The following is an 18,730-nucleotide window of genomic DNA, read 5'->3' as shown; positions in this document are numbered from 1 at the left end:
CAATGCGTGTGAACGACCCCAAGGTCGCGGTCTGCGTCGTCTACGTCGCCGCGATGTTCATGAACGGCATGGACGCCACCATCGTGAACGTGGCGCTGCCCGCCATCGGCGCCGAGTTCGGGGTGCCGCCGAGCGCCACCAGCGCCATCAACATCGGCTACCTGGTGAGCCTCGCGGTGTGCATCCCGGTGTCGGGGTGGCTCGGCGACCGGTTCGGCACGAAGAAGGTGTTCCTGGCCGCGTTCGGCGCGTTCGTGCTGGCCTCCGCGCTGTGCGGGGCGGCGCAGGACCTCACCCAGCTGACCCTCGCCCGCATCGTGCAGGGCGCGGGCGGCGGGGTGCTGAGCCCGGTGGCGCTGACCATGCTGTTCCGCGCCTACCCGCCGCAGGAGCGGATCAAGCTGTCCCGGGTGCTGGTGATCCCGACCGCCGTCGCCCCCGCGCTGGGGCCGGTGCTCGGCGGGCTGTTCGTGGAGCAGCTCACCTGGCGGTGGGGTTTCTTCGTGAACGTGCCGTTCGGGGTGCTGGCGCTGGTGTACGGAGCGCTGCGGCTGCGGGAGCACGTCGAATCGGTGCACAAGCGGTTCGACCTGGTCGGGTTCGCGCTCGCCGCGCCCGGCCTGGGGCTGCTGATGTACGCGCTGGACGCGGTGTCGATGCGCGGGCCCGGTTCGCCGCACTTCTACCTGGCCGGCGCGGTCGGCGTCGGGTGCCTGGTGGCGCTGGTGGTGAGCCAGCTGCGGTCGCGGCAGCCGATGCTGGACGTGCGGTTGTTCGGCGACGCCTCGTTCCGGCGGGCCAGCCTGATCCTGGCGACGTGCGTGGCCGGGTTCCTCGGCACCCTCTACGGGTTCACGTTGATGTACCAGTCGGGGATGGGCGCCTCGCCGTGGGAGACGGGCCTGGTGACGCTGCCGAAGGCGGTGGGGCTGATGGTGGCTTCGCAGGCGGTGACCTGGGCGCACCCGAAGTGGGGTCCGCGGCTGCTGATCGCGGTGGCGATGCTCGGCGCGGCCGGGTCGTTCGCCGCGATGAACCTGGTGACCGGACCGCTGTCGGCGGGCGTCGTGCAGTTCGCCTCCGGCTTCTTCGTCGGCGCCGCCTCGATCGAGTTGCAGGTGGTCGCGTTCGCGACGATCAGCGCCACCGCCACCGGCGGGGCCTCCACGCTGTTCAACGTGCAGCGCCAGGTCGGTTCGGCGCTGGGCGTGGCGGTGACGGCGGGGGTGCTGGCGATCGGCGGCGCGGGTTCTTCCGGCTCGCTCGGGGTGTACCACTTCGCCATGCTCGTCTCCGCCGGGTTCGCGCTGCTCGGCGTCCTGGTCGCGCTGCGCATCAAGAACCCGGGCGAACTTGGGGCCACCGCTGGTCGCGCGGCCGACGCCGGGGACGGGGCCGACGCGGTGCCCGCCGGGCGCGGCTGACGGGCCGGTGGGGTGGTCGCGCCCGAGTGGCGAGATCTGGCCCACCGGAGGAAGACATGCCGACGTTCTATGGTTAGGCTAGCCTTAATTCCAGTGATCGTTCTGGAGACAGTGAGGAAGGAACGCCAGGCCCGATGACGACAGCGGACCGACCCCGACGCGGCGCACACCGCCGTCCGCCGACCCGCACGCTGGAAGTGCTGCGCACGACGGAGCTCTCGCCGTCCATGCGGCGCATCACCCTCGGCGGCGAGGAACTCACCGGATTCCGCGAGCAGCACAGCGGGCCCAACGTGAAGGTGTTCGTTCCGCAACCCGGTCAACATCGCCCGGTGCTCCCCGTCCTCAACGACGAGGGCCGCTACGACTGGCCCGAACCGCACGAACGACCCACGATGCGCACCTACACGGTGCGCCGCTACGACGAGCAGCGCGGCGAGCTGGACATCGACTTCGTCATGCACGGGGAACACGGTGTCGCCGCGTCCTGGGCGCGCCGCGCAGAACCCGGCGACTACCTCGGCGTGCTCGGACCCGGTGGGCGCACCTGCCGGGAAGCCGACTGGTACCTGCTGGTCGGCGACGAGACGGCGATGCCGGCCATCGCCTCCATCATCGAAGAGCTCCCGATCACCGCCAGCGGACAGGTCTTCCTCGAAGTCGGCGGGAGCGGCGACCAGCAGCACATCGAATGCCCGCCGAACGTGCGGATGACCTGGCTGCACCGCGACGGGATCCCCGCGGGGCGTTCCACCCTGCTCACCGACGCGGTCCGCGACCTCGACATCCCCGACACCCTCGACGTGTCGGCCTGGGTCTCCGGTGAATCCGGGGTCGTCCGCGGAATTCGCCGCCACCTGCGGCAGGACCGCGGGTTCGACCCCGCGTCGGTGCTCGCCATCGGCTACTGGAAGGCCGGCATGGCCGAAACCGACTACCACGATCGATACAACCACGACCGCGACTGACGAGCGGTCTGCGGATTCCACCGTGCCCGCGCGCGACACCGACCGGGTACCGGCGAAGGGACAACCGTGTCTGCGGCTCCGACCCACGTGCAAGGCCACGGCCAGGACATCCTGGGCATCGGCTTCGGCCCCTCCAACTTAGCGCTGGCCGTAGCCGTCGAGGAACACAACCGCCGATGCGGTGAGGGCGAACGGCTCGACGCGAGCTTCCTGGAACGCAAACCGCAGTTCGGCTGGCACCGCGGGATGCTCATCGAGGGCACCACCATGCAGGTCTCGTTCCTCAAGGACCTCGTGACGATGCGGGAGCCCGCCAGCGACTTCTCCTTCCTGTCCTACCTGCAGGACAAGAACAGGCTCGTCGACTTCATCAACCACAAGACGATGTTCCCCACCCGCGTCGAATACCACGACTACCTGGAGTGGGCCGCGGGCAGGCTCGACCACCTCGTCCAGTACGACGCCGAAGTCATCGACGTGCGGCCCGTGCAGGACGGCGAGGTCTTCGAAGTGCTCGTGCGGCACGGTTCCGGCCAGGTCACCACCAGCCGCGCCCGCAACATCGTCGTCGCCGTCGGGCTCGAAGCGAGCCTGCCGCCCGGCGCCGAGCTCGGCGACCGCGTGTGGCACAACCTCGAACTCATGCACCGCGTCGGCGAACTCCGCGACAGCGAACCGCGCCGGTTCACCGTCATCGGCGCCGGTCAGAGCGCCGCCGAGGTCACCGACTACCTGCACCGCACGTTCACCGGCGCCGAGGTCTGCTCGGTGTTCAGCCGGTACGGGCACACCCCCGCCGACGACAGCCCCTTCGCCAACCGCATCTTCGACCCCGACGCGGTCGACCACTTCTACACCGCGCCGAGCGGGGTGAAGCAGATGCTCATGGACTACCACCGCAACACCAACTACTCGGTGGTCGACCTCGAACTCATCGAGCAGCTCTACGCGCGGGCCTACCAGGAGAAGGTGCGCGGCGAGGAACGGCTGCGGATGCTCAACGCCTCCCGCATCGTCGACGTGCGCGCCACCGACGACGGCGTCGCCGTCACCGTCGAATTCCTCCCGACCGGGGAGCGCACCGTCCTCGACTCCGACGTGCTCGTCTACGCCACCGGCTGCCGTCCCGGCGATCCCGGGCGGTTCCTCGGGCGCACCTGGGAGGAATGCCTCCGCGACGGCGACGGGCAGGTGCAGGTCGACCGCGACTACCGGGTGCGCACCACCGGCGGCGTGCGCGGCGGCGTGTACTTCCAAGGCGGGACCGAGCACACCCACGGCATCACCTCCTCGCTGCTGTCGAACGGTGCGGTGCGGGCCGGGGACATCCGCGAGTCGATCCTGCGCCACCGGAGCTCGCCGGCCCCGGCTGCGCACCCGGACTACGCGCTCACCGGCGACCGGGCCTGACCCGAGCGGGGGAGTGAACGGACCGTTCGTCCAACTAGATCGGACGAACGGTCCGTTCACCCGCGGCCGGGCGTGTGAGCACCCGCACAGCGGCCCGGGAACAAAGCCCCGCCGCCGGATGGTTGCAAGCGGCGATGGATACCGTCGCCAACCCGGACCGCACCGCCCTCGAGGCCGGCGGTCCCGCATCCCGGCCCGACCCGATCCGCGGCACCGCCCGCGGCCGCTCGGCCGTGCCGCTGTCGATCTTGGACCTCGCGCCCGTCGGCGCGCAGACGACACCGGGGGAGGCGCTGGCCACCACCACCGAACTCGCCCGGGCCGCCGAGCGCTGGGGATTCCACCGGCTGTGGGTCGCCGAGCACCACGGCATGCCGGGCATCGCGAGCTCTTCCCCGCCGGTGGTGATCGCGCACCTGGCGTCGGCGACGAGCACGCTGCGCCTCGGTTCGGGCGGGGTGATGCTGCCGAACCACGCGCCGCTGGTCGTGGCCGAGCAGTTCGGCACCTTGCAGGCGCTGCACCCGGGTCGCATCGACCTGGGCATCGGCCGCGCTCCCGGCACCGACCAGGGGACGGCGCGGGCGCTGCGCCGCACCAGCGGCCCGCTGTCGGTGGACGACTTCCCGGAGCAGCTGGGCGACCTGCTGCGGTTCCTCGGCGACGGTTTCAGCGCCGACCACCCGTACGCCGAGGTGAGTTCGGTGCCGCACGGGCAGGCGCCGCCGGTGTGGTTGCTCGGTTCGAGCGGGTTCAGCGCGCAGGTCGCGGGCGCGCTCGGGTTGCCGTTCGCGTTCGCCCACCACTTCTCGGCGCGCAACACGCTGCCTGCGCTGGACCTGTACCGGAAGTCGTTCCAACCCTCCGAGGTGCTGGCCGAGCCGTACTCGATGATCGGCGCGCAGGCGATCGCCGCCGACACCGAGCAGGAGGCGCTGGACCTGGCGCGTCCGATGGCGTTGAGCATGCTGCGGCTGCGCAGCGGGAACCCGGGCCGGATGCCGAGCCCGCAGGAGGCGCGGGACTACCCGTACTCCGCGGTGGAGCAGAGCATCGTGGACTCGTGGCTGGCGGACGCGATCCACGGCACGCCGGATTCGGTGCACGCGGAGCTGGAGGAGCTGCGGGAACGCACCGAGGTCGACGAGCTGATGCTCACCGCGAACCTGTACGACCGGGACGCGAAGCTGCGCTCCTACGAGTTGATCGCCCGCGCCTACGGTCTGCCCGGAGTGTCCTGAGCCACGCCATCGCGTGGCCGGCACCACTGTCCCGCCAGGTCACGCGCAGGCGTGCACCGGTGGTGGCGTACGGTCGTTTCCGGTGTTCGTGGCAGAGGCGGGATTGAGGGATCTGTGGTGAAGCCTGGCGTTCTGGCCGCATACCGGGTCATGGCGTACGTGACAGCGGTGCTGCTCATCTTGCTGTGCTTGGCGATGGTGTTCAAATACCTGTGGCCCGAGGGTTCGTCCGCGCAGCTGATGGGCGACTCGTGGACGACCACGATCGGCATCGGCCACGGTTACCTCTACATCGTGTACCTGTTCGTCGCGCTGGTGACGACGGTGCAGCTGCGCATCCCGTACGGCCGGATGCTGCTGGTGCTGCTGGCCGGGACGATCCCGCTCGGCGCGTTCTTCGCGGAGCGCAAGGTGGTGCTGTGGCACCGGCTGCGCACCGGCGGTGAACCGCTGCCGTTCGAGGCCGCGGCGACGACCGGGTCGACGAGCTCATGACGGCCGTTCCCGAACAGGCGGAAGCCGCTCCCACCACCACTGCGAAGCGGCGCGGCGTGCTGGCCGCCTACTTCGCGCTCACCAAGCCGCGCGTCATCGAGCTGCTGCTGGTCACCACGATCCCGGCGATGTTCCTGGCCGAGCGCGGCATCCCGTCGCCGTGGCTGGTGCTGGTGACGCTGGTCGGCGGCGCCATGTCGGCGGGCAGCGCGAACGCGTTGAACTGCGTGGCCGACTCGGACATCGATGCGGTGATGCACCGCACCCGCAGCCGTCCGCTGGTGAGCTACGAGGTGCCGCGCAAGCACGCCTTGATCTTCGGGATCGTGCTGGGCGCCGTGTCGTTCGCGGTGCTGGCGATCGGGGCGAACCTGCTGGCGGCGGTGTTGTCGCTGGCCGCGATCCTGTTCTACGTCTTCGTGTACACGCTGCTGCTCAAGCGCCGCACCTCGCAGAACATCGTGTGGGGCGGTGCGGCGGGCTGCATGCCGGTGGTGATCGGCTGGGCCGCGGTGGCGGGCAAGGTCGAGTGGCCGGCGCTGGTGATGTTCGCGGTCGTGTTCCTGTGGACGCCGCCGCACTTCTGGTCGCTGGCGATGAAGTACCGGGACGACTACGCGCGGGCCGGGGTGCCGATGCTGCCGGTGGTGGCGACGCCGCGGCAGGTGTCGGCGCGGATCCTGGTGTACAGCTGGGCGACGGTCGCCTCCACGCTGCTGCTGGTGCCCGCGACGAGCTGGGTGTACGTGGCGATCGCGGTGCTGTCCGGCGCGGCGTTCCTGATCGTGGCGCAGCGGCTGCACGCTTCGGTGCGGCAGGGGCGCGCGACGAATCCGATGACGTTGTTCCACCTGTCGAACTCGTACCTGGCGGTGCTGTTCGTGGCGATCGCGGTGGACGCCGCGGTGGGCCTGCCGACCTTCAGCTGACGTCGGTCGCACGCGGTCGCGTCCGGCCGGGACGTCGGTGTGGTGGGAGGCCTCTCGCACCGCTCCTCGTCCGGGTGCTGGCCGAGCCCGGCCCACGCCTGCCAAGCTCGGGTCCTCCACGATCATGGTCGGCCGCCACTCGGCCACCGGGTTGCAGCGGAGCGCCGGGGTGCGTGGAGCCCCGCGGAGGCGCGCGAGCGGGGGCGGCATGGGCGAGCGGTGGAACGAGGCGGCGGTGGCCGCGTTGCGGTCGGTGGGCACGTCCCGGCGGTGGCGGGGAGGTGCCGTGCTGTTCGGCGTGGGGGACCGGTCGGACCACGTGCTGCTGATCCGCAGCGGCCAGGTCAAGGTGTGGTCGATGTCGACGCGGGGCGCGGAGACGGTGCTCGCGATCCGCGGGCCCGGCTCGGTGATCGGCGAGTTCTCCGCGGTGGACGGGCGACCGCGGGCTTCCGCCGTGACGGCGCTGGGGCCGGTGCAGGCGGACGTGGTGCCGGGCGCCGAGTTCCGCCGGTTCCTGCACCAACACCCCGACGTGATGTTCGAGCTGCTGGTCGGCGTGGTGGCCCGGATGCGCGAGTCCGACCGGTACCGGGTGGAGTTCACCTCGTCCGGGGTGGGGCAGCGGCTGGCCCGGCTGCTGCTGGACCTGGTGCGCGAGCACGGGGTGCCGGACGGGCCCGGCCGGTACGCGATCGCGATCCCGTTGAGCCAGGCCGAGTTGGCTGCCGCGACCAGCGCCTCCCGCGAGACGGTGGCGCGGGCCTTGCGGGAGTTGCGGGACCGCGGCGCCGTCGACACGCGGCGGCGCCGGATCGCGGTGCTGGACCGAGAACTGCTCGCCCAGCACGCGGGGCTCGAGTAGCGGCTCAGCGCACCGCGAGCAGCGCCGTCCACGCCAGGAACGCCAGCAGCGCCCCGCAGGAGCAGTGCAGGGCGATGCGCAGGCGCCGGTACTTGGTGGCGGCGATCTGCGCCAGTGCCTCCGCCTGCTGCCAGGCCTGCGCGCACAGCTCGGTAGCCGTGGCTCCGTGCGCCGGGCGGAAGGAGGGGAAGGCGAACGCGTTCGCCCCGCCGGCCGGAGCGCCGGTGCGCGGCGTGAGCACGGCCGCGAGGTGCAGCAGCGCGCCCAGCGCCCCGCACAACAGCAGCCCCAGCAGCACCAGCGACGCGGCCCGCAGCGGGCCGTGCTGCAGCGCTGCGGCGTGGGACCCGGACATGGCGTTGCCCGCGCCGCCGATGCCGATGCCGAGCGCGGGGATCAGCAGCCCCGCTTTGGTGTCGGCGCCGGAGATCCAGGTGCGGAAGTCACCTGCGGTGCGCAGCGCCACGTCCAGCTCCTGCTCGGGGGTGAGGTGGTCGTCGGTGGCGGGCTCGGGATGCGGAGCGGGACGAGGTGCGGTGCGGCGGGCCATGGCGGAGTCCTCCCTGCGGTGGGCCGATCTCGTTGCGTGACCAGTTCAGCACTCGTGGTGTTCGGGTTCTGCGTCAGACGCCACAGAGCGGGGTGCCGCACTCCTCCCCCCTTGTTGGAGTGAACGGACCGTTCGTCCCATCTAGTTGGTCGAACGGTCCGTTCACTCGGCGCGACCGGTGCACCGCGGCGGCGAGCGACGGCCTCTTTCCGAGCCCCGCCGTGTGGAGTGAACGGACCGCTTGTCCGATCTAGTTGGTCGAACGGTCCGTTCACTCCACGGGCCTCCCGTCGGTGCGGGGCGTCGCTGCGCGTGGGTGAACGGACCGTGTGTCCAGTCCCGTTGGTCGAACGGTCCGTTGACTCGGAGTTCGGTGGCTCCGGAGCGGAGTGAACGGACCGTTCGTCCCATCTAGTTGGTCGGAGGGTCCGTTCACTCCGTTCGCGGCGGCGTGGCCAGCGCCGCCGCGATGTGCTCGTGAGCGAGGTCCGCGATGGTGCGCAGTTCGGCCACCGGTGTCCCGGCGAGGTGCAGCACGGTCAGCGACTGGTTGATCGCCGCCGCGTACAGCGCCAGGTCGTCGAGCCGTTCCGCGGACACCGCGTCTTCGGCGGGCCGGAGGGCGGCGCGGATCTCGGCGCGCTGCCCGGCGAGGGCGCCGGCGACGACCTCGCGCACCGGCGCGTCCAGGTCGGCGGTTTCGGCGGCGAGCCGGGTGATCAGGCAGCCGGCGGGCACCTCGGGGTCGGCGAGCCGGGTGAGCACGGTGTCGAAGAACGCGCGGACGGCGGCGGTGGGGTCGTCCGGGCGGGAGCGCAGGGCGGCGGACATGGGCGCGGCGAACAGTTCGGCGTAGCGGCGGACGCTGCGCTGGAGCAGTTCGTCCTTGCCGCCGAAGGTGGAGTACAGCGATCCGCGGCCGAGCCCGGTGGCGGTGAGCAGTCTGCTGAGGCTGGCTTCGGCGTAGCCGTGCTCCCAGAACACGTGCATCGCTCCGTCCAGGGCGGTGTCGACGTCGAACTGCTTGCGTCCTGCCATCTGGCGCACTCCCTCCGCTATGTTTGACCGATCGTTCCAACATGGCTAGTGTAGGTCGCACCGGCCGGCCCGGCCACCCAGGTGAGCCGTCCGCTAGGCGCCGAGCGGCACCGGCCGGGTTCCCCTCCTTCGTCGAACACGGAGTTTCCTCGTGACCTCAACCGAAGTTCCGCACGGCCCCGGTTCCCTCGCTTCGGCGCCGCTGCTGCCGGACGGTTTCACCGAGACCTTCCGGGGCCACTACACCACGGCAGGCGGCCTGCGCACGCACTACCTGAGCGGTGGCGACGGTCCGCCGCTGCTGGTGCTCGGCGGCTGGCCGCAGAACTGGTACCAGTGGCGCTTCGTCCTGCCGGAGCTCGCCGAGCGGTTCTCCGTCGTGGTGGTGGACCCGCGCGGCGTGAACCTGACGGACAAGCCCGCCGCCGGCTACGACTCCGGGACGCTGGCCACCGATCTGGTGGAGCTGATGCGCGAGCTCGGCCACGAGCGGTTCGCGCTCGTCTCGCACGACATCGGTGCCTGGACCGGCTACGCGCTGGCCGCCGACCACCCGGAGGTGCTGGAGCGGGCGGTGTTCTCGGAGGCGATCGTGCCCGGGCTGTCCGAGTCGCCGCCGCTGCTGGCCGACCGGCGGACCAGCGATCTCCTGTGGCACTTCAACTTCAACCGCGCGCTGGAGATCAACGAGCGGTTGGTGCGCGGCCGGGAGGACGTCTACTTCGGGCACCAGTTCGCCACGAAGGCCGCCACGCCGACGTCGATCCCGGAGCACGCGGTGCAGGTCTACGTGGACGCGCTGCGCGACCCGGAGGCGCTGCGGGCCAGCTTCGACTACTACCGCGCCATCGATTCGATCATCGAGCAGAACCTGGTGCGGCGTGAGCGGAAGCTGACGTTGCCGGTGCTGACGATCGCCGGTTCGGAGTCCATCGGGGAAGGCATGGCGGCCGAGATCGGCGCGGTCGCGACGGACGTCACCAGTGTCGTGCTGCAGGGTGCCGGGCACTACGTGCCGGAGGAGGATCCGGTGGGCATGCTCGCCGCGATGCGTCCGTTCCTGGCCGAGTACCGCGGTTGAGCAGCGGCGGATCCGGTGGGCTCGACCGCCCGCCGGATCCGCGGCACCGCTCAGGCCAGCGAGGGGGCGACGCCGCCGTCCACCCGCAGCGCGGCCCCGGTCGTCGCCGAGCCGGCCTCCGATCCGGCGTAGAGCACCAGGCTCGCCACCTCGTCGGGGCGGATCAGCCTGCCGAGCAACGAGCTCGGGCGCTCCTCGGCGATGAAGCGGCGCTCCGCCTCCTCGAACGGCACGTCGTCGCCGACCCGGCTGGCGATGAACTCCGCGACGCCGGGCGTCAGCGTCGGGCCGGGCAGCACGCTGTTCACGGTGACGCCGGTGCCCTTGACCTCCTGGGCCATGCCGCGCGCCACGGACAGCTGCGCGGTCTTGGTCATGCCGTAGTGCACCATCTCGGTGGGGATGAAGATCGAGGACTCGCTGCTGATGAAGATCACCCGGCCCCAGCCGCGCTGCACCATGCGCGGGGTGTAGTGCCTGGCCAGGCGCACCCCGGAGAGCACGTTCACCTCGAAGAACCGGGACCATTCCGCGTCGCTGATCTCGAAGACCGGGGTGGCGGAGAAGATCCCGGCGTTGTTCACGAGAACGTCCACGTCGGGCAGCTCGGTGATGAGCGCTTCGGCGCCTTCGGCCGTGCCGATGTCCGCGGCGATGCCGCGCACCGAACCGCCGGTGTCGGCGCGCAGCGATTCGACGGTGGCGTCGACCCGGTCCCGGGACCGGCCGTTGACGACGACGTCGGCTCCGGCGCGGGCGAAGCTCGCCGCGATGGCCTTCCCGATGCCGCTGGTGGAGCCGGTGACCAGGGCGGTGCGGCCGGTCATGTCGGTGTTCATCGGTGCTCGCTCTCCTAGGGTGTTCGCCACGGGTTCCCGCTGGGGCGCGGGGTGATGCGGGTGTTTCGGCGTCGTGCGTGTGAAGAAATGCGGCTTTAGCCGGTAGTTGCACGCGCTTCCTAAATAGTTGCAGGCGCTTGCTATCTGCGCAAGCTGCTATGGTGGTGGGGAGAGCGAGCTCACCCGTCGAAGCTCGCCGGTAGGAGGTGTGGCGTGGGGATCGCCGACGACGCGGTCGAAGTGCGGGCACAAGGCTGGCGCACCCTCGCCGCACTGCACGGAATGCTCGAATCCGCCCTGGAGAAGGCGCTCACCGCCGACCACGGGCTGTCCGTCGTCGAGTACACCGTCCTCGACGCGCTCAGCAGGCAGGACGGCTGGCACATGCGCATGCAGCAGCTCAGCCGCGCCGCCGCGCTCAGCGGCAGCGCCACCACCAGGCTCGTCACCCGGCTCGAAGACCGGGGGCTGCTCACCCGGATCCTGTGCAAGGACGATCGGCGGGGCATCTACACCGAACTCACCGACGAAGGCCGCGCGCTCCTCGAACAGGCGCGGCCCACCCACGACGCGGCGCTCGAGAAGACCCTCGCCGAAGCCGAACAGGTCCCCGAACTCGGCGACCTCGTCGACGCCTTCCACCGGGTCACCGCCCGGGCCTGACGCCCCGATCGGGAGTGAACGGACCGTTCGTCCAGCGGAACCGGACGAACGGTCCGTTCACGACGTCCACGTGCGCACCCGCGCCTACGCCGACCGTCGCTCCGGAACGCCCGGCCGTCCCGCCGCCGCGGCGATGGGTGAACGGACCGTTCGTCCGATCTGGTTGGTCGAACGGTCCGTTCGCTCCGGCGCGAGTGGTCGGCACCGGGCCAGGGGTTTCCGAGTGAACGGACCTTTTGTCCCATCTCGTTGGTCGAACGGTCCGTTCACCCGGGGAAGTGGTTCGTGTGCGATCGGTCCTGTCGCCGCCGAAGTGGGTGAACGGACCGTTCGTCCCATCGCGTTGGTCGAACGGGCCGTTCACCCGGAGAAGGTCGGGACGGGTTTGTCCCAGGTGAGCGCGTAGCGCCACAGCAGCAACCTGCGGTACTGGACGCCGGGCAGCTGTCGCTGCGCGCCCTGGCGCACCTCATCCCAGGTCATGATCGGGTCCTTCACCGGGACCTCCGGAGGCTCGGTGACCCCGCCGTGCCTGCGGGCGAGGAAGCGGTGCACCGGGATCGCCGCGATGTCCCTCGCCCAGTCCAGCGGGGTGTGGTGCCGAGCCAGGCCGACGAGCACCAGCCTCCCGCCGGGGGCGAGCATCCGGCCCATGGCGGTGAGCGTGGAATCGAAGTCCATGTGGTGCAGCGCGGCGACGCTGCTGATGAACCCGTACGAGCCGTCCCGCGCCTTCGCGGCGAAATCGACGAAGTCCGAGTCCACATAGGACACGTTGTCGTACTGGTAGCTGGCGCGGCGGGCTTGGCGGATCATCGTGCGGGAGCGGTCGATGCCCGTGGCGCGCTTCGCCCTCGACGCCAGCGCGCGCACCAGCGTCCCGTCGCCGCACCCGACGTCGAGCGCCGCGTCGCATCCTTCGGGCACCGAGTCGAGAACGAGCGGGTGGTAGTGCACGTTGTGGCTCCACTGCTCCGACACCGGCTCACCCTAACCACCTGCACTGCGGCTTTCGCCGGGTCGTGGTAGGTGCCGGGAGGTCTCGGAACCGCGCTCCGCCCTCGGCGCTCGAGACGTCGGATCCCTTGGGCCGCAACGGGTTCCACTGCGGATGTCCGCGCCTGCCCGGCGCGCTGGATCCGGGCCGGCGGCACCTCGACGCGAGGGCGGGCCGGGGAACGACGTGCAGCCGTAGTGCAAAAGTGATCAGCGGTGCCGGGTCGTTGTCGTCCCGTGACACCGGCGCCACGCGCACCGGCCGCAGCGAGCCGGGTGAACGGACCGTTCGACCAACTAGATGGGACGAACGGTCCGTTCACCCCGAACCACGGCACGGGCGGCGCGCGGGCCGCGGAGCCGGCCTGACGCGAGTGAACGGACCGTTCGACCAACTAGATCGGACGAACGGTCCGTTCACTCGATCTGGAGCGGGGGCCGGGGGTGGGCAGTGGTGGGAAGAGCGACCACCCACCCCCGGCTTCGGGATCAGCCGGCAGCCGGGCGCACGGCCGCCGTAGCGCTGATCACGTTCTTGAGCGCGGTCTCGACCTCGGCGTAGCCGCGGGTCTTCAGGCCGCAGTCGGGGTTCACCCACAGCCGCTCGGCGGGCACCGCGGCGAGCGCGGCCTTCAGCAGGTCGGTGACCTCCCCGGCTTCCGGGACCCGGGGCGAGTGGATGTCGTACACACCGGGTCCGACGCCGCGGCCGAACCCGACGGCGTTGAGGTCGTCCAGGACCTCCATCCGGGACCGGGCGGCTTCGATGCTGGTGACGTCGGCGTCCAGGTCGACGATGGCGTTGATGACGTCGCCGAACTCCGAGTAGCACAGGTGGGTGTGGATCTGGGTGGATTCGGCGATCCCGGAGGTGGCGAGCCGGAACGAGCGCACCGCCCAGTCCAGGTACTCCTGGTGCTGCGAGGAGCGCAGCGGCAGCAGTTCGCGCAGCGCGGGCTCGTCGACCTGGATCACCCGGATGCCCGCGTTCTCCAGGTCCTTGACCTCGTCCCGGATGGCGAGCGCGACCTGCTCGGCGGTGATGCCGAGCGGCTGGTCGTCGCGCACGAAGGACCAGGCGAGGATGGTGACGGGCCCGGTCAGCATGCCCTTCACCGGCTTGGCGGTGAGTTTCTGCGCGTACTTGGCCCATTCCACGGTGATCGGCTCGGGCCGGGACACGTCGCCGTAGAGGATCGGCGGCCGGACGCAGCGCGAACCGTAGGACTGCACCCAGCCGTTGTGCGTGCTGGCGAACCCGTCCATGTGTTCCGAGAAGTACTGCACCATGTCGTTGCGCTCGGGTTCGCCGTGCACGAGCACGTCGAGTCCGAGGTCTTCCTGCAGCCGGATGACGCGTTCGATCTCGTCGCGCATCCGCTGCTTGTAGGTGGCGTGGTCGATGCTTCCGGAGCGCAACGCGGCGCGGGCCTTGCGCACGTCGGTGGTCTGCGGGAACGAGCCGATGGTGGTCGTCGGCAGCGGCGGCAGCCGCAGCGACTTGCGCTGTGCGGCGAGCCGGTTCGCGTAGTCACCGCGCTGGGCGTGCTCGGGTTTGAGCGAGGTGAGCCGCGCCTGCACCCGGTTGTTGCGCACCCGGTCGGCTCCGGCGCGGTCGGCGATGCGCCGCCGCGCGTCGTCGAGCTGCTCGGCGACGGTGTCGCGGCCCTGGTGCAGCGCGCGGTCGAGGACGACGACCTCGCCGACCTTCTGCGCGGCGAACGCCAGCCAGGACGCGACCTGCGGGTCGAGGTCGGTTTCCGCGTCGACGTCGTAGGGCACGTGCAGCAGCGAGCAGGAGGTGCTGACGGCGACCTCGCCGGCGAGGCCGAGCAGGGTGGCGGCGGTGGTGAGCGCCTTGTCCAGGTCGGTGCGCCAGATGTTGCGCCCGTCGACGAGGCCCGCGACGAGCGTCTTCTCCCGCAGCCCGGGCACCGACGGGAGTTCGTCCACGGTGCGCTGCCCGGCGACGAGGTCCACGCCGACGGCTTCGACGGGGGAGGAGGCGAGCACGCCCAGCGCGTCCCCGAGGTCGCCGAAGTAGGACGCGACCAGGATCTTCGGCCGTTCCGAGAGCTCGCCGAGCCGCTGGTAGGCGGCGCGCAGCGTGTCCAGGTCGGCCTGCGAGCGGTCCGCGGTGAACGCGGGCTCGTCCAGCTGCACCCATTCGACCCCGGCCCGGTGCAGCTCGCCGAGCAGTTCGGCGTAGGCGGTGACGAGCTCGTCGACCTTGTCCAGCGGGCGGAACGAGGCGGGCGCGCCGTCCTGCGGTTTGGAGAGCAGCAGGAACGTCAGCGGTCCGACGACGACCGGGCGGGTCTTGATGCCCAGTTCAGCGGCCTCGTGGTACTGGTCGACGACGGTCTGGTCGGACAGCCGGAACTCGGTGTCCGGGCCGATCTCCGGGACGATGTAGTGGTAGTTGGTGTCGAACCACTTCGTCATCTCCAGCGGTGGCGCGGATTCCACGCCGCGGGCCATCGCGAAGTACGTGTCGAGCGGGTTCAGGCCCAGTTCGGCGAAGCGCGGCGGGACCGCGCCGAAGGTGACGGCGGCGTCGAGGACCTGGTCGTAGTAGGAAAAGGTGTTTCCCGGCACCGAGTCCAGCCCGGCGTCGCGCAGCGAACGCCACGTGTCGGTGCGCAGCGTGCGCGCGACTTCGCGCAGTTCCGCTTCGCCGGTGCGGGACTTCCAGTAGCTCTCCAACGCCCGCTTGAGTTCCCGGTTCGGGCCGATCCGGGGGAACCCGAGCACGGTGGATCCGATTGTGCTGGTCAACGCTCTCTCCTCGCGAGCTGGACGGCAGTTCTGCGAGGTCGAGCGGGCAGGATCCGGGCACACGTGGCCGCACGCGGCGGCTCGTTCGTCCAGGTCTTCCCGCGAGACCTCGCAACAGCGCGCGTCACGCAGGACGCGCGCACCGGCGGCAGGTCTTCGGACTCGTGGGCGCTTCCCGGTGGAACCGGGGTCTCCTACTGGCCGTCGCTTCCCGAGCTCGCGCTCAGTGCTGTGACCGGTCGTGGCGACCGGTGACGGCGTTCGTTCCCACTCACCGCTGCGGGGCAGTCCCGGATTTCCACCGGGTTCCCTCTTGCCTCGCGCACCCCCGCTTTCGCAGGGCTGTGCGAACCACCAGCACTTCGGAGGCTACTTGCTTCTGGCGGGAAGACAAGGCCCTGCCGTCCGGATCACCCGGGCGCCGCGACGACCGCCGGAAGGTTTTTCGAACCGCGGGCAACCTGCCGCGCGGTGGTGCGTCTTGTGAACAGGTGAGGGGGCGGGACGGATTTCTTCCGTCCCGGTGCGACGAAGCGATCGGGAGGAACCGGCTGTGGTGAAGAGCGGTGTTCGGGCGGGTGTCGGCATCGGTGCGCTGGCCGTGGCGGCGATGGCGCTGGTGCCGGCGGGGATCGCCGCCGCTGACTCGAGCGAGACGTCCGTTGTGGACTTGAACGGGGGCGGAACTCCGGACACCGCGCAGCTGTCCGCCATCGGCAATGGGGCGAAGCAGTTGCTCAAGTTCACTGTGGACGGTCGTACGACCGAGGCCGTGCTGACCGGCGACCCGTCCTTCGGCACCCAGCCGATGCGGGTGCTGGACGTGAACGGCGACGGCAGGCAGGAACTGCTGGTGACCGAGTCCGTCGGCGCGAACACCACCTGGTTCAGCGTGTGGGACCTGGGTGCCGATGGCGCGCCGCGCGAGCTGAAGACGCAGGACGGCGAGCCGCTGAAGATCAACGAAGGCGGCGGGATCGGTGCCCGCCTCGGCTACGAGTGCGCGCCCGCGGGCTCGGACGGCCGGGTCCTGATCACCTTGGCCGCGTCGAACGAGAGCCAGACGACGGAACCCTCCTACGACGGTTCCCGGGTCGCCTACGAGGTGCGCGACGGCGTGGCCACGCCGGTCGACGACTACTCGTTCACCGGTGCCGGCAAGGACGACGACGTGCTGCGGGTGCAGCCCGAATCCTGCTCCTGAGGGGGAGCCGTCGGGGCCGTCGCGCGGGATTCGCGCGGCGGCCCCGACGTGCGCGCGGTGATTCCTCTGTGATCTTCCGGCGCGATTCCCGGCGTGGAGCTGTCGATCAGCTTGCCGTTCGATACCGGGTCTGCAACGCCGTTGGCGTCGGTACCACTGTCGACGGAGCGGCCGGTTACCCTGCTTGCTGCAGCTCACGCGAGCGATGTGCGGGCCCTCGTAGCTCAGCTGGACAGAGCAAAGGACTTCTAATCCTTAGGTCGCAGGTTCGAGTCCTGCCGGGGGCGCTCCGATGCTGGTCACAGCGGTGGGGGACGATCTCGATCAAGATCATCCCCCACTTTACCCTCCCGCCTCGCGCTGCTCGCCCAGGGCCGAGGAAGTCGGGCCGGCGGACCGGTCGGAACACGCCGTTCGCGTTGGCGGAATCGGTGCGGACGTCCCGGTGCTCGGCGACTTTCCCCTTCTCCGGCCGGAACCGGTCCGTGGGAGCACGCCGGGCGGCCGGGTTTCCGGATCAGGTGGGAATGCGTGGCCGCCCCGTCCCCTCGGCGCCGACGCGCTCGACGTCCAGCCGTCACGCATGTGCAGGAAGCCGCTGAACGCTTCGGGGTGATCCTGGAGGTCCGGGGCCGATGTGGTCGGCGATCGCCTTTTCCGGGACGCCACCGAGAGTCGTCCGGTGGTGCTCCACGACGATCTTCTCGTGCTGCTCCGGATCGGACGTCGCGCCGTGCTCCGGTTCTGCGATGCGCCGCTGCGCGCGGTGGTTCCTCGTTCGGTTCCGCGCGCGAGGGATCCGGCCGGGTTCGGAAGCGCTGCGGTCGTGTCGCGCCGCGCGTGGGATCAGCGTTCGGGCGAGGGTGGGCCGCTTCCCTGGACGCGGTCGAGCCACTCGTCCAACAGCGCCTTCTCCGGTGCGGTGAGGCGGTCGACGTCGGGCAGGGCCGCGCGGAGGGTGGTGGCCGCGCGCGCCACCGGGTCCGCGGCCGAGGGCCGGTCGGCGGGGTCTGGAACGGTGATCACGCCGCGGACCATCTCGAAGGCGCGGTCGGCGAGCGCGTCGGCGTCCGCCGGGTCGGAGTCGCTGCCGATCAGGGTGAAGATGGTGCCCCGCCCGGCCGCGTGCATCAGCTGCACCGCCTGCGGTTCGGGGACCGCTAGCCGTCCCGCTTCGGCGATCGCGTGGAGGAGGCCGGTCAGGATCCGTTCCGCCTGCTGCTCCGCCTCCGAGGGGGCGTGGCGCCTGCGGGAACCGTAGAGAGCGCTGTAGACGTCGGGGTTCTCCAGGCCGAAGCCGATGTGCAGCCGCCACCCGTTGCGGAGGTCTTCGACCGGGTCGCCGGAGGGGCGCATCGCGGTCTTGCCCGCGAGGTACGTGCTGAGCGCGTGCCCGGCGACCGCGTCCATCAGGTCGTCCTTGTCGCCGAACGTAGGGATGAAGACCACAGGACGCACCGCACTGATCGTCGGCGGCACGTCGGGCATCGGCCTGGAGTTCGCGCACCAGCTGACCGCGCTCGGCAACTCCGTCGTGATCACCGGCCGCGACCGGGAGCGGGTCGAGGAGCTGGCCACCGAACACGGTTTCGCCGGAGAGGTCGTGGACGTCACCGACGCCGCGTCCATCACCGCGCTGCGCGACCGGGTCGTCGACCGGTTCCCCGACTTGGACACCGTGCTGATCAGCTCCGGCATCATGCTCCCGGAGCGGCACCTCGAGGCCGATGCGCTCGAAGTCGCCGAGCGGACGATCTCGACCAACCTGCTGGGCACCATCCGCGTGTTCACCGCGTTCCTGCCGCACCTGCGCACCCGGCCCGAAGCGTCGATCATCACCGTCACCTCCGGCCTCGCCTACGTGCCGATGCCGCTGACGCCGACCTACTCGGCGACCAAGGCCGGCGTGCACGCCTTCACCGAGGCCGTGCGGGCACAACTGCGCGGCACGCCGGTGCAGCTGATCGAGCTGGCGCCGCCGTTGACCAGGACCACGCTGATGGGGCCGAGCACCGACCACGCCGGGGCCATGCCGTTGGGCGAGTTCGTGTCCGAGGCGATCGGCCTGATCCAGGCCGACCCGGACATCCGGCAGGTGCTCGTGGACCGGGTGAAGCCGCAGCGGTTCGCGGCCGTCGACGGCACCTACGACGAGCTGTTCGAGAACCTGGTGGCCCGCCTCTGACCCGGGCGGTCACGTGCGGCCGGTCGTCCCCGCGAGGTGCCGCGGCCGCTCGCCGGGGTCGGAG

Annotated in this window: 17 protein-coding genes, 1 tRNA gene and 1 riboswitch; of the genes, 12 read left to right on the top strand and 6 right to left on the bottom strand. The window is 70.9% G+C overall.

The genetic code is table 11. The features are described 5' to 3' along the window. Positions 1 to 8: 8 nt before the first annotated feature. The 7 genes from H1226_RS22720 to H1226_RS22690 all read left to right on the top strand — a co-directional run bounded on the left by H1226_RS22720 (position 9) and on the right by H1226_RS22690 (position 7,332). Positions 9 to 1,424: a DHA2 family efflux MFS transporter permease subunit gene (locus H1226_RS22720; RefSeq protein WP_258342443.1), complete on the top strand. Its 1,416-nt coding sequence runs from the start codon at positions 9 to 11 to the stop codon at positions 1,422 to 1,424. 134 nt (positions 1,425 to 1,558) lie between these two features. After that, complete coding sequence (locus H1226_RS22715) at positions 1,559 to 2,392, top strand: siderophore-interacting protein (protein ID WP_258342439.1); 834 nt, start codon at positions 1,559 to 1,561, stop codon at positions 2,390 to 2,392. A gap of 66 nt (positions 2,393 to 2,458) precedes the next feature. Beyond that, positions 2,459 to 3,802 (top strand): lysine N(6)-hydroxylase/L-ornithine N(5)-oxygenase family protein, encoded by a 1,344-nt coding sequence (locus H1226_RS22710; protein WP_258342438.1) that lies wholly within the window; start codon positions 2,459 to 2,461, stop codon positions 3,800 to 3,802. 134 nt (positions 3,803 to 3,936) lie between these two features. Continuing rightward, on the top strand, positions 3,937 to 5,043 hold the full coding sequence (locus H1226_RS22705) for an LLM class flavin-dependent oxidoreductase (RefSeq protein WP_225044415.1): 1,107 nt from the start codon (positions 3,937 to 3,939) through the stop codon (positions 5,041 to 5,043). 114 nt (positions 5,044 to 5,157) lie between these two features. After that, complete coding sequence (locus H1226_RS22700; protein ID WP_309148750.1) at positions 5,158 to 5,538, top strand: DUF3817 domain-containing protein; 381 nt, start codon at positions 5,158 to 5,160, stop codon at positions 5,536 to 5,538. Beyond that, positions 5,535 to 6,467 carry a heme o synthase gene (locus H1226_RS22695; RefSeq protein WP_258342434.1) on the top strand — a complete coding sequence of 311 codons (933 nt, stop codon included), beginning with the start codon at positions 5,535 to 5,537 and terminating at the stop codon, positions 6,465 to 6,467. The genes H1226_RS22700 and H1226_RS22695 overlap by 4 nt, the downstream gene beginning before the upstream one ends. A gap of 208 nt (positions 6,468 to 6,675) precedes the next feature. Next, complete coding sequence (locus H1226_RS22690; RefSeq protein ID WP_258342432.1) at positions 6,676 to 7,332, top strand: Crp/Fnr family transcriptional regulator; 657 nt, start codon at positions 6,676 to 6,678, stop codon at positions 7,330 to 7,332. A 4-nt stretch (positions 7,333 to 7,336) separates the two neighbouring features. Here the strand turns inward: H1226_RS22690 and H1226_RS22685 are convergent, their stop codons facing one another. Together H1226_RS22685 and H1226_RS22680 are read right to left on the bottom strand one after the other, a co-directional pair. Next, the gene (locus tag H1226_RS22685; RefSeq protein WP_258342430.1) at positions 7,337 to 7,882 is read right to left on the bottom strand and encodes a Pycsar system effector family protein; all 546 of its coding nucleotides are present in this window, start codon (positions 7,880 to 7,882) and stop codon (positions 7,337 to 7,339) included. 432 nt (positions 7,883 to 8,314) lie between these two features. After that, the gene (locus H1226_RS22680; protein WP_258342428.1) at positions 8,315 to 8,920 is read right to left on the bottom strand and encodes a TetR/AcrR family transcriptional regulator; all 606 of its coding nucleotides are present in this window, start codon (positions 8,918 to 8,920) and stop codon (positions 8,315 to 8,317) included. A 151-nt stretch (positions 8,921 to 9,071) separates the two neighbouring features. Between H1226_RS22680 and H1226_RS22675 the strand changes: the two genes are divergently transcribed. After that, on the top strand, positions 9,072 to 10,001 hold the full coding sequence (locus H1226_RS22675; protein ID WP_258342427.1) for an alpha/beta fold hydrolase: 930 nt from the start codon (positions 9,072 to 9,074) through the stop codon (positions 9,999 to 10,001). Positions 10,002 to 10,051: 50 nt separating this feature from the next. On the opposite strand, the gene H1226_RS22670 is transcribed toward H1226_RS22675, so the two are convergent. Then, positions 10,052 to 10,840, bottom strand: coding sequence for an SDR family NAD(P)-dependent oxidoreductase (locus H1226_RS22670; protein WP_258342426.1), 789 nt, complete (start codon positions 10,838 to 10,840; stop codon positions 10,052 to 10,054). A gap of 213 nt (positions 10,841 to 11,053) precedes the next feature. On the opposite strand from H1226_RS22670, the gene H1226_RS22665 reads away from it, so the two are divergent. Next, on the top strand, positions 11,054 to 11,503 hold the full coding sequence (locus tag H1226_RS22665; RefSeq protein ID WP_224960339.1) for a MarR family winged helix-turn-helix transcriptional regulator: 450 nt from the start codon (positions 11,054 to 11,056) through the stop codon (positions 11,501 to 11,503). 360 nt (positions 11,504 to 11,863) lie between these two features. Here H1226_RS22665 and H1226_RS22660 read toward each other — a convergent pair whose 3' ends face one another. Both H1226_RS22660 and metE read right to left on the bottom strand, forming a co-directional pair. Then, the gene (locus H1226_RS22660) at positions 11,864 to 12,484 is read right to left on the bottom strand and encodes a class I SAM-dependent methyltransferase (RefSeq protein ID WP_258342425.1); all 621 of its coding nucleotides are present in this window, start codon (positions 12,482 to 12,484) and stop codon (positions 11,864 to 11,866) included. Between the two features lie 504 nt (positions 12,485 to 12,988). Next, positions 12,989 to 15,277, bottom strand: coding sequence for a 5-methyltetrahydropteroyltriglutamate--homocysteine S-methyltransferase (metE, locus tag H1226_RS22655; RefSeq protein WP_258342424.1), 2,289 nt, complete (start codon positions 15,275 to 15,277; stop codon positions 12,989 to 12,991). Between the two features lie 130 nt (positions 15,278 to 15,407). Beyond that, positions 15,408 to 15,648, bottom strand: a riboswitch (cobalamin riboswitch). Between the two features lie 185 nt (positions 15,649 to 15,833). Between metE and H1226_RS22650 the strand changes: the two genes are divergently transcribed. Together H1226_RS22650 and H1226_RS22645 are read left to right on the top strand one after the other, a co-directional pair. Then, positions 15,834 to 16,481 carry a hypothetical protein gene (locus H1226_RS22650; RefSeq protein ID WP_258342423.1) on the top strand — a complete coding sequence of 216 codons (648 nt, stop codon included), beginning with the start codon at positions 15,834 to 15,836 and terminating at the stop codon, positions 16,479 to 16,481. Between the two features lie 213 nt (positions 16,482 to 16,694). Beyond that, positions 16,695 to 16,768: transfer RNA gene (locus tag H1226_RS22645), tRNA-Arg, on the top strand. Positions 16,769 to 17,327: 559 nt separating this feature from the next. Here H1226_RS22645 and H1226_RS22640 read toward each other — a convergent pair. Continuing rightward, a complete protein-coding gene (locus tag H1226_RS22640) occupies positions 17,328 to 17,930 on the bottom strand; it encodes a TetR/AcrR family transcriptional regulator (RefSeq protein ID WP_258342421.1) in 603 nt (200 codons plus the stop codon). On the opposite strand from H1226_RS22640, the gene H1226_RS22635 reads away from it, so the two are divergent. Then, positions 17,920 to 18,666 carry an SDR family oxidoreductase gene (locus H1226_RS22635; protein WP_258342420.1) on the top strand — a complete coding sequence of 249 codons (747 nt, stop codon included), beginning with the start codon at positions 17,920 to 17,922 and terminating at the stop codon, positions 18,664 to 18,666. The genes H1226_RS22640 and H1226_RS22635 overlap by 11 nt on opposite strands. The last annotated feature ends 64 nt before the right edge of the window (positions 18,667 to 18,730 follow it).

The organism is Saccharopolyspora gregorii, assembly GCF_024734405.1.
GTDB lineage: Bacteria > Actinomycetota > Actinomycetes > Mycobacteriales > Pseudonocardiaceae > Saccharopolyspora_C > Saccharopolyspora_C gregorii.
Note: the sequence above shows the minus strand (reverse complement) of the source record. Positions and strands in the feature narration are given on the sequence as shown.

Excerpts from the sequence above, each read along its gene's own strand:
- H1226_RS22695 (WP_258342434.1), top strand. The coding sequence starts at position 5,535 with ATGACGGCCGTTCCCGAACAGGCGGAAGCCGCTCCCACCACCACTGCG.
- H1226_RS22690 (WP_258342432.1), top strand. The coding sequence starts at position 6,676 with ATGGGCGAGCGGTGGAACGAGGCGGCGGTGGCCGCGTTGCGGTCGGTG.
- H1226_RS22635 (WP_258342420.1), top strand. The coding sequence starts at position 17,920 with ATGAAGACCACAGGACGCACCGCACTGATCGTCGGCGGCACGTCGGGC.
- H1226_RS22680 (WP_258342428.1), bottom strand. The coding sequence starts at position 8,920 with ATGGCAGGACGCAAGCAGTTCGACGTCGACACCGCCCTGGACGGAGCG.
- H1226_RS22670 (WP_258342426.1), bottom strand. The coding sequence starts at position 10,840 with ATGAACACCGACATGACCGGCCGCACCGCCCTGGTCACCGGCTCCACC.
- H1226_RS22685 (WP_258342430.1), bottom strand. The coding sequence starts at position 7,882 with ATGGCCCGCCGCACCGCACCTCGTCCCGCTCCGCATCCCGAGCCCGCC.
- H1226_RS22715 (WP_258342439.1), top strand. The coding sequence starts at position 1,559 with ATGACGACAGCGGACCGACCCCGACGCGGCGCACACCGCCGTCCGCCG.
- H1226_RS22705 (WP_225044415.1), top strand. The coding sequence starts at position 3,937 with ATGGATACCGTCGCCAACCCGGACCGCACCGCCCTCGAGGCCGGCGGT.